The following is a 13,301-nucleotide window of genomic DNA, read 5'->3' on the forward strand; positions in this document are numbered from 1 at the left end:
TTGGGTCAGCGGTCGAGACGCTGCAGGTGGTCGGTCAACGCGTCAGCGACGCGATGATGCCGGGCTGCTTCATCGGGCCATCCTCGGTCGTGGGCGTCGGCCTCGAGTGCCTCGATGTCGGTGCGTTGCGCTTCGAGTGCGCCGCGGAACTCAGGTCCGGTGACGAAGTTGTCGCAGGTCTCGCAGATGTTGGCATAGGGACACGCACCCGCGCTCTCGTGACGGGAACAGTAGCCGTGGGCAACACGCGTTTTGAGCATCTCGCTGCCGAGCCAAGTCACGGCATCGGGGACGATCGGTTTGCCGACCGGGGTGAGAGTGAACCGCCGCCGCATCTTGCCCATCGCCTGGTCATAGGCATCACGCAACGTCGGTGAAGCCAAAGTGGCGTAACGCAAAGTCATCTGCGGGGTCACGTGCCCGAGCAACGCCATCAACGCCTGCAGGCTCATCCCCGCGTTGGCGAGTTCGGTGGCCCAAGTATGCCGCAGCTGATGCGGGGTCACCACCAACGGCGCACCCCCGGCCCCACGCAGTCCGCAAGCCTCGACGGCAGCGAGCAGACCGTTGCGCAGCCGGGTCTGGCTGAGACGGCGGCCGTGTGCGACGAACAGGAAATCGGTCAACTCTCCGGTGCGGGGATGCGGCAGCGGCCGACAGATACCACGCCCGCCGGTCCACTCGTCCAACGCGGCGATAGTGGTCGCCGAGAGCGGGACCATGCGTTCGGTGGCGAGCTTGCCCAACGGAACCTTGAGCCAGGTCCCGGCCGGGCCGTAATCGATGACGCTGCCGAGCTCGAGATCCAGTAGCTCCCCGACCCGCAGACCGGCTCCGCGCAGCACCGTCAACCCGATACGAGCGAACGAATCATCCAGCTGGGAAACCGCATTCATCACCGCAGCATCGATGTCGGGCGGCAATGCCCGCGGAAGCGGTTGGTCGAGTTTCGGGACGTCGGCGGCGAAGACCAGACGGCGCGGTGGGGCCTGCTCCCAGCCCCATTCGGTGATGTCCTCGAGCAGGTTACGCACGCTGAGCACGGTCGATTGGATCACGGCCTTGGAGATGATGCGCCCGGCCCCGGCAGCGGCGCGTTGCCCACGCCAGGTGCGGGTGCGATTCCAGACGAGGAAGCCCTCGATGTGACTGCGGTCGAGATCCTCGAGGGACGTGACCTCGGGATGGTTGGTGGTGAGGTAGTCCGCGAACGGCAGCAGGTCGTTGATCAACGATTCGGCGGATTTCGGGCGCAGCACCGCAACCCGGACGGTGACGTAACGCAGAAGGGTTTCGCGGATCGCGTCGGCCATCGCCACGTCGGCGAAGCGTTGCGTGTAGCTGCGGGCCCACTGCCGGCGCCGTGGTGGCGTGTCGACGATGTGGGCCTGAAACAGCATCTGCCGCAGACCCGCGATCCGGTTGCGGTAGGCGCGGCGCGACGACGCCGGAATCGATTGCGTGGCAGCCAATGCGGCATCGAACTCGTCGACGGTATCGGCGCTCACACCGCTGACGAGCCCGCCCTGCCAGGCAAGCAGCACCGCCAGGCACTCGCCGAGGACGGTCTCGACCCATTGCGGTGTCCATCCCAGGGCCAGTCCGGCGGCACGGATAGCAGCGAACCCACCCGGGTCGCGGTCCTCGATGGCGCGGCCGAGGCCGGTGAGGTTCTTGATGGCGGCGAGTTCGAGGTCGAGCCGCAGCTCGCCGCGTCCGATGACATGACACAGCAGTGGCCAGGCCCCGGTGCTGTGCAGTTCGAGTAGCCGCTCGACCGCGGGTTGGGCCATCCAGTCCCGCAGGTCCGGATGCGAGGTGAGGAAGGTGGTCGCGACGAGGGCGCGAGCGCGCACCGACCTGTCACTGAGCCCGAGATGAGCAACGTGCTCGAGGTAATCGGTCAGTACTGCATCCGGGTCGGCCTGCAGATCGATCGTTGCGAGCCCGGAAGTGCTCATCGTCGTGTCCCGGCGAGGCTGGCGCGGGCTGCGCCGTATTCGGCGGCGAGCTGCTCGACCGACAGATGCACGTATCTGGCAGTGGTTTCCGGAGACACATGCCCCATCAATTCTCGCAGCACCATCAGATCGATTCCGGCGGAAGCGAGTTCGGTGCCGTAGGTGTGACGCAGCCGGTGCGGACGCACCCTCACCGCGCCGGACAGGCCTCGGTGCCGCCGGAACAGCGACCGCAGTCCGGCCTCGGTGACCGGCGACCCATGGGTGGGGCCGCGCAGCACCACGAAACACTCCTCGGTCGCCAACCCCGGTGGCCGTTCGAGACGCAGATAGGCCGACAGTTCGGTGAAGAATGCCGCATCGACCGGCACCACCCGTTCCTTGCGGCCTTTGCCGAGCACCCGAACTCGTCGTCGACCGAAGTCGACGTCCGCCAACCGCAGGGATCGCACCTCGGCGCTGCGTAGGCCCCCGAACAGCATGGCCCACACCATCGCCCGATCCCGATGGGTGCGCAGCGACGCCGTGAACTGCTCGACCGCGTCGGCGTCGAGGGATTCGGGTAGCAGGCGTGGTTGGCGCACCAGCCGGCCCCCGGCTCGGGGTCGGCCCGGGCCGAGATGTCCGAGCAGTCCCCGCGCCTGTGGTCGCAGGCCCTGCCCGCGCCGCGGTGAGGGCACCGGATTGTCGCTGCGCATGCCGGTCATCACCAGGTATTCGAACAACGCTCGCACCGCCGCGACTCGTCGGTTGATCGTCGACGCCGCCGCGCCCCCGACCTTCCGTCTCGCCGTGTCGGGGCGGGGTTCGCGGCGCACGTCCTGCCAGTCGATCCACTCGAACACCGTCACCGGCGTCACCGCCGCCAATCGGAGGTCGTGGTCGAGAAGGAACCGGGCCAGGTTGAGCACGTCGAACGCATACGCCCGCACCGTTGCCGCACTGAACCCGCGTCCGGCCAGGTGTGTCAGGAATGCGTTCGCCGCTGCGCTGCCCTCCCACTGGCCGTCGATCGCATAGCCATCGCCGCGAGTGCGCACTCGAACGGTCATCGTCCACCGCCTTTCGATCGGAGCCGACACCGCCAGCATGCGCCGAGCATCGCCGTCGGCTCCGGACCTCACGCCGCAACCATGATCGTGTTGTGAGAGGGCCGGTTAACCGATAGCGGATTGTTGCTCCAGATCTGTTTCCAGATCTGCTTCGGGAACGCGGTGAACGCCAACAGATCCGACCGTGCAGCGTCGAGATGATCGGCCACCTTCGGCAACTTCTCGGTGAGCGCATCGATGATCCGATCATATTGTGCGTGAACGGAATCCGCGTCGGGCTGGTCGTACACGGAGTGCAGCAGTGTCTTCACCCAGGGCCACGACGACTTCGGGGTCACCGCCATCAGGTTCGTCGAGTAGTGGGTACGGCACCGCTGCCAGGAGGCACCGGGCAGAGTCGCGCCGATCGCCGCGACGAGGCCGGCGTGGGCATCGGAAGTCACCAGTTTCACCCCGGTCAGCCCGCGGGCGACCAACCCACGGAAGAAGCTCAGCCAACCCGCGCCGTCCTCGGCGGAGGTGACGTCCAGCCCCAGGATCTCGCGGTAGCCGTCGGCGTTGACCCCGACCGCGACCAGGGCGTGCACGTTCACCACCCGTCCGTTCTCGCGGACCTTGAGGACCAGGGCGTCGGCGGCGACGAACGTGTACGGGCCCGCATCGAGGGGTCGGTTCCGGAAGGCCTCGACCTGGGTGTCGAGGTCTTTCGCCATCACCGAGACCTGCGACTTCGACAACGAGGTGATCCCGAGGGTATCGACGAGTTTCTCCATCCGCCGGGTCGAGACCCCGAGTAGATAGCAGGTCGCAACAACCGAGGTCAGGGCACGTTCGGCCCGCTTGCGCCGTTGCAGCAACCAGTCCGGGAAGTACGAACCCTGCCGCAGCTTGGGAATGGCCACGTCGAGGGTGCCGACGCGGGTATCGAAGTCGCGGTGCCGGTAGCCGTTGCGAACGTTGACCCGTTCGTCGGAGCGTTGGCCGTAGTCGGCGCCGCACAGGGCATCGGCCTCGGCGCCCATCAGGGCATGTATGAACATCGTCAGCAGCTCGCGCAGCAGGTCGGGGCTGGCGCCGGTGAGTCGGTCTTCGACAAGCCGGCGGAGGTCGATATCGTGGGCATTGGTCATCGCGTGCTCTTTCGTCGAGTCGAGTTGGTAGCTCTCTCGAAGAATCACGCGATGACCGTCTTTCGTCCGGTTACGACACGCCGATCAGTTCGTTTGGTTCCGGCTCGTACACCATCCTGATGGACGCAACCGACGTCGTCCAGGAGTCGTTCGAGAACGTCGAGGGTATCCGCATAGAGGAACAGCTGCCCAGGCCCCGATTCCTGGTAGTCCGCATCCGCCATTCGTACGGTCGGGTGGCGGCGTAAGAACAACCACCCGGCGGTGTCCGTGGGAAACAGTTCCGCTTCGTTGACTTGAATCTTTCCCCCAGTCGGCGCGCCACGGTCCTGATAGATCACCAACGTTTCGGTCATCGCAATGGTCAGGCAGGACAGGCGACCTTTGCGCTTGCCGGGGGTAGTCAGGCAGCTGACCGCCCAGCAGTGATGCTCAGTCCGAGCCGGATAGGGAACTCAGCGGCTCAGGTAGCGGCCGATGATCCGGGTGATCTGATCAGCATCGGAGCGGGTGCGAAAGTGTCGGTAGTTTGCGGCAGTACGAGCGAGTCGTTCTGCCGGAAAGTCCGGACGTGCAGCGGTGTCCGTGGAATTGACGATATCGGGGGCGTCGAGCCAGAGGTGCTGTTCGTCGGCAGAGATCAGCTCGTCGAGATGTCTGCTCGTCCCGATCATCGTGGCCATCTCGTTGATGTTTCGAGCAAGCAGTCCCGCGTCCTGCGCGGAGTGGATCAGCGACTTCTCGTGCAGCCGGAGGTGGCGCTTGCCGTGCAGCGACCGCGTTGCCGTGGCGTCGAGGCGTACGCGAATCCGGTGGATGTCTCGATAGCGGCCACGATGCTGTCCGAGGCGTTCGGGAAGGTCGATGGATTCACCGATATAGCACTGCCCGTCGGTGAACTCGAGAATGTAGTGGCCAGCGCGACCTGGACCAGCGTGGTCGAGATGCCGGGTCAGCGCCGCTTTGGTAGGCGGCAATGGTGCGCAGAACCCGTTCTCTGTAGCCCACTCGTCGATTCGGCGTGCTCGGGTAGCGATCACCTCCGGATCCGGCGACGCCTCAGGAGCCAGAGGAATCGCGGGAAGAGCCGACCGTGGGGTCGTGGCACCGCCAGAATGCCACTGCTTCGAGGACCCGGGTGGATCGAATGCGCAGTTCGCCGCCGCGAACTCCATCACGTCACAGAGGGTATCGAGGCCGACGACGTCGACGGCTGCGTCAGCACTGGCGAACCCGGTCTGCGCGGGGTCGAGCTGCCAGCTGTTGTCCCTGAACGTCCAGTGCATCTGCATGTCTCGGACATTGACGTCCAGAGCATCGCCGACGAGCAGCCGGAAGTCGTCGTCGATATCGCCCGGTATTTGGGTCGACATCTCGATCGTCGCGGAGTCCTCATGGCACCCGAGATCCACGATGAAGTCCCATCCTGCGACGAGTGCGCAGACCATGGTCTCGAACACGGACTCGAACCGCCCCGCCAGATTCTCAAGGACGGGATCGTGCTCGTCGCCGAGACGTTCGTGCAGATCGACGAATCCTGTACGGGCTTCCGAGCTCAGCTCCGGAACCAACCAGGCCGGCACGTACCGGTACATGTGCTCGACCACCGGTACGCAGTCTCGAACCGACCTCGTGCCGGCCTGGGAGACAAGTCCGGTCGCCTCCTCGACCACACTCCACGATCCGTCGTGGACGAGCGTCACGCGCGCATCGTCCACGCCGCCGACCGGGGCACAGGCACGAACCTCGAGGCACGTTCGACTCTCGATCGTCCGCATTCGTGCCCGGATCGGCCAACCGGTCATAAACATCGAAAACACCTGCACCCCGATCTGATCGGGAAGCTCTGCAACAAGGAACCGCAGGTCATTGATGTCGTCTTCCATGCCGTCAGCCTTTCAATCTTGTTCCATCACGTGCTGCACAGCACTACCTACCGCCGTGCCACACGCCCACGGCACAACCGGAACGGATGTTCAGGTGGTCAATAGCCTGCGCGGTAAACAGCGAGGCCCGTGGCTCCGATCGGCAATCTGAGGAATATCCCGCCTCCGTGCTGCTAGAGCCAGAACTCATCCTGAATCCCCGCAACGGTACTTACCCAGCTGACAGCGTTCTTCAAGACCTGGCCACTTTTCCCCTCGTGCCTACCGGCGGGCAGCCCATCGACGAAATCTCCAGGCTGTTCCATGACCACCCCGGCGTATCGGGACGCCACCATTTCGCGCTCTCCGACAATTTCGAACAAAGCAGCAGATCCAGGCAGCCCACAATCGTCATCGTTTAGGGATACCGCCCGCCGACACCTGGGTTTGGGAGCACGGGTAGAGAACGTGCATGCGCGCGTGCGTCCCCTCGAGCCTGCTTGAGCCGAGCGTAGTAACTGCAGTGGTCGTTGCCGTCGAGGTTGAGGGGCAGGACCAATTTGGTGAACAGCCGGGATTCGACCTCCCAGGGGGTGCTGTCGGTGCTCCAGCCGACCCGCGCGTGGTCGTGCATCCACCTCGACAACTCCTGCTCCCCGGTACCGAAGTGCAAACGGTCACCAGATCCGAACCGGCGCAGCTCAATACCCAATGCAGGTGACAGAAGCGATCCGAGGCTCAGTCGCAGCGTCGAGCCGGCCGCATTCCCGCAGTAGTGGGTTCTGATGCGAGAACGCAGGGTTTGACTGCTGGCGACCCGGCCGTTTCGCGGCGGCGCTTTCGGACTGATCCCGACATACAGCAGAGTCCAACCGTCCCGCTCGACACAGCCGGACGCATCAACCTCACCCGGCAACTCGTCGAACCACCAGGCGTATATACCGCCGACGGCGGGCACCGGAGTCTGTGGTGCGAGAGCTGTCTCACGGTCGATCGGCGCCGCCGACAGGATTCGATCAAGATCATCTTGTCCGGGCTCATCTGCACCGAGAATCGAAGTCACAGTCTCACTCACGTGGAGATCCTGACACATGCCGCCGAGACCCCGAGTAGCTGGTTCAACGACTCGTTAGAGATCACCCACGAAAGAATCGTCAACGGAAGCGTGTGGCCGATTGCGTTCGTCACGTTCCACTGTGCGGTGTGTGGGTCTCGCATGATTCCTCGGAGTCGCACGCCGCTCTACCTCGCCTGCAGCTCCGGACAGCAGAGCATTCTTCTTACCTCCGGTCCGAGTCCTTCGTTGTCAGTGCACCACCGTAATGTCTTTCTTCACCAAGACGACAACGTGGCGGGTATGTAGTTCGGCAAGCCGACAACGAGAGGAACGGACGCATTGGCGACACTGGCGATCGACAGGGACTTCCTCCTCGACTTCGCAAAGCTCGAGCAGTCCGTCCAGGCACGCGTGAGTGAAGTATTCGAGAAGTTCGACAGCGCCACGCACACCGGTCTCCACCTGGAGAAAATCAAGAATGCCCGCAACCCCCAGTTCCGATCGATCCGCATCACCCAGTTCTGGCGCGGCATCGTGCTTGCCCCCAAGAGCGGCGACACATTCACTCTTCTGAAAGTTCTGCCCCACGACGATGCATACACATGGGCAGAACGCCGCGACGTGTCCGTGAATCAGATCACCGGCAGCATCGAAGTCCGAGACGACGCCGCCTTCGACGAGCAACTCGCCCAGCTCGACCACCAGTCCAGCAACGCCACCGGCAGCTATCTCTTCGAGCACATCAAAGACAGCGAACTCGTCCGCCTCGGTCTCGACGAAAAGGCCATCCGCTTCGCCCGGCTACTGACCGAAGACTCCCAGCTCGACGCTGCGCAGCCCTACTTCCCCACCATTCAATGGCAGGCCCTCTACGGCCTCGCCGCGGGGATGACGCCCGACGAGGTCTGGGCCGACCTTGGCGCAGCAATCCTCGATGGTCCAGTCGACACCGACGACCTCGACGCTGCGATCAAGCGCAGTTCCGAGCGTGTACTTCTCGTCGATGGTCCCGCGGAGATGATGGCCGTTTTCGCCAACCCCTTTGCTCTGTGGCGTATCTATCTGCACCCCGCCCAGAGGTCCGTCGTGGATGCCACATACCGCGGGCCGGCGCGAGTGACGGGCGGACCAGGAACCGGCAAGACCGTCGTCGCACTGCACCGTGCGCGCCGCCTCGCAGAACGCGGCGAGGGCCAGGTCCTCGTCACTACGTTCACCTCGACGTTGGCCGAATCGCTCGACGACGGCATCCAAATGCTCACGGACGATTCCGACATCGCGTCCCGCATCATCGTTCAGCACGTGGACCGCCTCGCCCACCGAGTCTTCCGCGATGTGCATGGAAGCCCTCGTATGATCGGCTCCGCCGACGAGAAGAAGCTCTGGCGAAGCATCATCGACGAGCTCGGCATCGATTTCAGCGAGGCATTTCTCGGTGAGGAATGGCGACAGGTCGTGCTCGCGCAGCGCGTCGGTTCTGCCACCGCGTACCTTGCTGCCAAGCGGACCGGGCGCGGGCGTCGCCTCGGCGCCACGCAGAAAGCACAGGTGTGGCAGGCAGTTTGGGAATTCGAAGAAGCGTTGAAGACGCGAGCTCTCCACACACACGAGACCGTGCGTCGCGAAGCGACGAAGATTCTCGAACAGCGCGTCGACAAACCGTACCGCCACATTGTTGTCGACGAGGCGCAGGATCTGAGCCCCGACCAGTGGCGACTCCTCCGAGCTGCCGTGCCGGACGCACCCGACGACCTGTTCCTCGCCGGTGATACCCACCAGCGCATCTACAACAACCATGTCAGCTTGCGCGAGCTCGGAATCAACGTGACGGGCAGATCGAATCGTCTGTCCATCAACTACCGTACGACCGCCGAAATTCTGCGGTGGAGTCTCGGCTTGATGCACGGCAGCCGCATCGATGACATGAACGACCGGTTCGACTCGATCGCGGGTTGCCGTTCGGAGATCCACGGCGATTTCCCCGTGGTCGAAGGCTTCAGCACGCGCGACGCGGAGTTCGCATTCATCGCGCAGAAGGTCCAGGAGTGGCTTGACAACGGAATAGCACCGTCCGAGATCGGAATTGCCGTGCGGTCCAAGAAGCTTGGCGAAACGGTTGCAGAAATTCTCGGAAAGCACGGCATCCCGACTTCCGACTTGTCCGACACCCGGAGCAGCACCGAGAGCGTCTCGATCGGAACGATGCACCGCATGAAGGGTCTCGAGTTTCGTTGTCTCGCTGTCGGCGCCGTGACAAGTAGGCAGCTTCCCGCTCCATATGCTGTCACGGCGGCGAGCGAGGACGAACACACTCACGAGCGGGACCTGCAACGCGAACGCTCGCTCCTCTTCGTCGCCTGTACTCGTGCGCGGGAGCAGCTACTCGTGACATGGCACGGCGAACCCAGCCCGTTCCTCACCCCCCTCCTCTGATTTTCAGCTCTACATTTCTGTTTCCTGAGAGGTACCGAATGCCCAAGCTGTCCACCCTGCTCGACGAAATCGATTCGGGCACCGTCCTGCTCCCCGAGTTCCAGCGTGGTTACGTGTGGAACCGCGATCAGGTGCGCGGGTTGATGCGCTCGCTCTACCGGAGTTATCCCGTAGGTGGCCTGCTGATGTGGGAGACCGCGACCAGTGACGTTGCTGTACGTGGCGAGATCGCCAGCGGCGGCGTCCGACAGCTTCTACTCGATGGTCAGCAGCGCGTTACGTCTCTGTATGGCGTGGTGCGTGGCACTCCTCCCCCCTTCTTCGAAGGCGATCCCTCAGCCTTCTCGGGGTTGTACTTCAACGTCGAATCGGAAATATTCGAGTTCTACCGTCCGATTTCCATGGCGGACGATCCGTGTTGGGTGAGCGTTACACAACTGTTCCGTGAAGGTCTGAAGCCGTTCTTCATGGCGTTTGCGGATCACCCCGACAAGGCGAACACCTACCTCGACCGGCTGAACACGTTGTCGCAGATTTTGCACCGTGAATTCAATGTCGAGAAGATCACCGGCTCGGACAAGACCGTCGATGAGGTGGTCGACATATTCAATCGCGTGAATTCCGGTGGCACGAAACTGTCGAAGGGTGACCTTGCCCTCGCGTCGCTGTGTGCACAGTGGCCGCCCGCCCGTCAGGAGATGCGCGATCATCTTGCGGTGTGGAAAAAGGCCGGTTTCGATTTCACCTTGGACTGGCTGCTTCGCAACGCGACTGCGGTAGCGAGGGGGCGCGCATTGTTCACGGCCCTGAGCAATGTGAAGGCCGACGAGTTCGAGCGTGCACTCACCTCCGCCGTCGCCCATATCGGCACCTTCCTCGATGCAGTATCCGGACGGCTCGGACTCGACCACGACAGAGTTCTGATGGGCCGCTACGCGATCCCCGTTGTCTCGCGCCTGCTCGAACTCAACGGCGGCAAGTTTACGGATGCTGCACACCGCGACAAGGTCCTGTACTGGTACGTCCACTCGGCACTGTGGGGCCGTTTCAGTGGATCGACGGAAAGCTACCTTCAGCAAGACTACGACACGGTTCGCGACTCGGGAGTCGAGGGTTTGATCGCCACACTCGAACGCGTGCGCGGTGGACGTCTGGAGATCCTCCCGCACGACTTCGACGGCTCCACCCGAGGATCCCGCTTCTACCCCTTGCTCTACTTGCTCACCCGCGTGAAGGGGGCCCGGGACTTCGGCAGCGGTCTGGAATTGCGCGCGGAATTGCTCGGAAAGCTCACGAGCCTGCAGGTACACCACATCTTCCCGAAGGCACTGCTGCGCGATCGTTACGACCGCAACCAGGTCAATGCGATCGCCAACTTCTGCTTCCTTACACAGGCAACGAACCTCGAAATCGGAAAGCGAGCGCCCGAGGAGTACTTCGCGGAAGTCGAAGCAAAGAATCCCGGCGTGCTTGCGTCGCAGTGGATTCCGACCGATCCGACACTCTGGACCATCGACCGCTATCCGGACTTCCTCGCCGCACGCCGTGAGCTGCTCGCAGAGGCCGCACAGTCCTTCCTCGACGAACTGCGGTCCGGTTCGCAGAGCACCGAGGAGTCTCTGCAGCCGCTTGCGGTCACCGACGCAGAACCCGACGATCCCAGAACCCTGCAGATTCAGGCCATGATCGCAGAGCTTCATGACCTCGGGTTCGCCGAACCGGACGTGGACACCGAGATCACCGATCCCACGAGCGGTCGCTTCCTGTCCATGGCAGAAGCGTTCTGGCCTGAGGGACTGCAGCACGGAGTCGGCGATCCTGTCATCCTCGAACTCGATCCCGACGAAGCTGATCTCCCACGACTTGAGGAACTCGGCTACAAGGTGTTCACGTCGGTCGACGCCCTGCTCGGCTTCGTCAACAACCTCAACGAAGCCGCTGCAGGAGTCGCTGAGTCGACCGAACGCGAGGAGTCGCCGGCGACGGCCAGCGACGACGCGACTGAGCTCGAGTCCGAGTTCGGGTCCCGTATCCGCGAACTCTACGACCGGGCTCGGCGTGAGGCCGGCTACAACGCCACCCACTTCATCAGCATGGTCGCGAACATCGGTCCTCTGGCGACGGCGAAGAAGCTCCTCGCCTCACGCACAATCTCCGACGGGTTCTCCGAGCTGTGGGAACGAGGACGTATCGATCTCACTGTGGAAGCTCTCGTCGTCGAGCCCGCATTCGAATCGTTGTTCACCGACACAGAGCTCGACGTCGCACGTCATCGGCTCACCCAGTTCAGGTACTCACCCAAATCATCCGTCCCGACACCGCCTTCCACCCGCGCATCGACGAGTGCGACGGCGGCCGACAGCGTAAGCACCGCGTCCACCTCGGAGAAGCCCGAGTGGAACGGACAGGACTGGTATGTCTGCCTGGGTGAGGTCAACGATTCCCGCAACTGGGACGACGCTCGCAAGTACGGGTTCGTCTCGGCCGGGGGTGGACGCTGGTACTCGGACACGCTCAAGAATCTCCAGGTCGGCGACCGCGTCTTCGTCTACGTGCCCAAGGTCGGCTATGTGGGTGCCGGAACAGTTGCGGGATCCGCGGCTCCTGCAGATGAGACGACCCTCGAGGTCGATGGCCAGGAGGTGAGCTTCCGCAGCCTCGACTTGGTCGGCCCCTACACACACGAGATCAATGACCCGAACCCCGATGAGGACTACCAGGAGTGGATCGTGCCGGTTGTGTGGGAACGGACGGTCGATCGCGAGTCGGCACTCCGCGAAGCCGGCTTGTTCGCGAACCAGAACTCCGCCTGCAGGCTTCGCGATGAGCACACACTGAACCGAGTCACCGAGTTCTTCGGTGTCGCGAACCGCGATCGATTTGCTCAGACAGCAGACAGCCAGTGAAATTGGGGGTGTGCGAGGACCCTGTCCTCGCACACCCTTCCGCTGACCGAGTACCGCGCGAGTAGACGGCGTTCTGTCAGGGATGGCGTACCGTCATACCTGAGTTGGCTCATCGCGTTAGTGCGTGAGTCACCGGCCTGAAATCCGATCCAAAATCTCGCGGATCTCGGGCTCGACCTGAGGTGGGAACGTATGCCGGGTGCCGTTGATCGCGATGGTCGCCGAACGCAACGGGCGCAGCTTCTTGACCACGTTGCCGATCGCCAACCCGGTACGTTCCTGAACCAAACGCGAGACGGCCAACGCCGCGAACACGATCGTCAGATGCGCTTCGATCGAATCCTTCGTGCGGTGAAAGATCGGCCGGGCCCGCAGATCGGTTTTCGACATCCGGAACGACTGCTCCACATGCCACAGATCATGATACTTCGCGATCACCTCACCCGGATCCATCAGCGTGACAGGAGCATTCGTCACATACCCTTTCAAGCCCGAGAGGGAGCGAGCGCGTTCGAGGGATGCGGTATCGAGGCTGCGGCCCTGCGCAGTGGTCTTGACGAACCGTGTCGACTTCGGCGGTGTACCGCCGTCGACGACGGCCCGGGCACGGGCTTCCTGCGCGTTCAACGTCTTCTCGTCCCGCGCCGCCCGTGCGGTCGAGTACTGCCACACCGCCCGCCACGCATTCGGATGATCGACCGGACTCCACACGGGTTCGGCGCGTTTGCGGACGTTGTTGACCTTTGAGCGGCCGTGCCTGGGGGTGATCGTGTCGACGATCTGACCATTGGTGAAAGCATTCCCGTGCCAATGTAGGGTCGGGAGCTGGCGCGGTGGCAGTTCCGGGACGTAGGCCGTGAAGCCACAGAAGCAGTTCGGTTTCCCGATCTGCTGTTC

Annotated in this window: 7 protein-coding genes and 2 pseudogenes; 3 read left to right on the top strand and 6 right to left on the bottom strand. The window is 63.4% G+C overall.

Going from position 1 to position 13,301, the window contains the following annotated elements:
- Positions 1-5: 5 nt before the first annotated feature.
- The 3 genes and pseudogenes from M1M07_RS14035 to M1M07_RS14045 form a co-directional block, all read right to left on the bottom strand.
- A complete protein-coding gene (locus M1M07_RS14035) occupies positions 6-1,961 on the bottom strand; it encodes a tyrosine-type recombinase/integrase (RefSeq protein WP_248674605.1) in 1,956 nt (651 codons plus the stop codon).
- Entirely contained in the window at positions 1,958-3,013 is a 1,056-nt protein-coding gene (locus tag M1M07_RS14040; protein ID WP_248674606.1) for a tyrosine-type recombinase/integrase, read from the bottom strand. The genes M1M07_RS14035 and M1M07_RS14040 overlap by 4 nt, the downstream gene beginning before the upstream one ends.
- Before the next feature lie 116 nt (positions 3,014-3,129).
- Positions 3,130-4,143 (bottom strand): annotated as a pseudogene (locus M1M07_RS14045) (IS256-like element IS1164 family transposase); the annotation flags it as partial.
- Positions 4,144-4,262: 119 nt separating this feature from the next.
- On the opposite strand from M1M07_RS14045, the gene M1M07_RS32760 reads away from it, so the two are divergent.
- The gene (locus M1M07_RS32760; RefSeq protein ID WP_282582046.1) at positions 4,263-4,391 is read left to right on the top strand and encodes a hypothetical protein; all 129 of its coding nucleotides are present in this window, start codon (positions 4,263-4,265) and stop codon (positions 4,389-4,391) included.
- Between the two features lie 207 nt (positions 4,392-4,598).
- Here M1M07_RS32760 and M1M07_RS14050 read toward each other — a convergent pair whose 3' ends face one another.
- Entirely contained in the window at positions 4,599-5,603 is a 1,005-nt protein-coding gene (locus M1M07_RS14050; protein ID WP_248674608.1) for a hypothetical protein, read from the bottom strand.
- An 823-nt stretch (positions 5,604-6,426) separates the two neighbouring features.
- Complete coding sequence (locus M1M07_RS14055; protein ID WP_248674610.1) at positions 6,427-7,083, bottom strand: GIY-YIG nuclease family protein; 657 nt, start codon at positions 7,081-7,083, stop codon at positions 6,427-6,429.
- Positions 7,084-7,404: 321 nt separating this feature from the next.
- Here M1M07_RS14055 and M1M07_RS14060 point away from each other — a divergent pair, with 321 nt between their 5' ends.
- Both M1M07_RS14060 and M1M07_RS14065 read left to right on the top strand, forming a co-directional pair.
- On the top strand, positions 7,405-9,498 hold the full coding sequence (locus M1M07_RS14060) for a UvrD-helicase domain-containing protein (RefSeq protein WP_248674611.1): 2,094 nt from the start codon (positions 7,405-7,407) through the stop codon (positions 9,496-9,498).
- Positions 9,456-12,404 carry a DUF262 domain-containing protein gene (locus M1M07_RS14065; protein WP_248674612.1) on the top strand — a complete coding sequence of 983 codons (2,949 nt, stop codon included), beginning with the start codon at positions 9,456-9,458 and terminating at the stop codon, positions 12,402-12,404. The genes M1M07_RS14060 and M1M07_RS14065 overlap by 43 nt, the downstream gene beginning before the upstream one ends.
- 129 nt (positions 12,405-12,533) lie before the next feature.
- On the opposite strand, the pseudogene M1M07_RS14070 reads toward M1M07_RS14065, so the two are convergent.
- Positions 12,534-13,217, bottom strand: a pseudogene (locus M1M07_RS14070) (IS1634 family transposase); the annotation flags it as partial.
- Between the last annotated feature and the right edge of the window lie 84 nt (positions 13,218-13,301).

The organism is Rhodococcus sp. HM1, from assembly GCF_023218075.1.
Taxonomy (GTDB): Bacteria; Actinomycetota; Actinomycetes; order Mycobacteriales; family Mycobacteriaceae; genus Rhodococcus.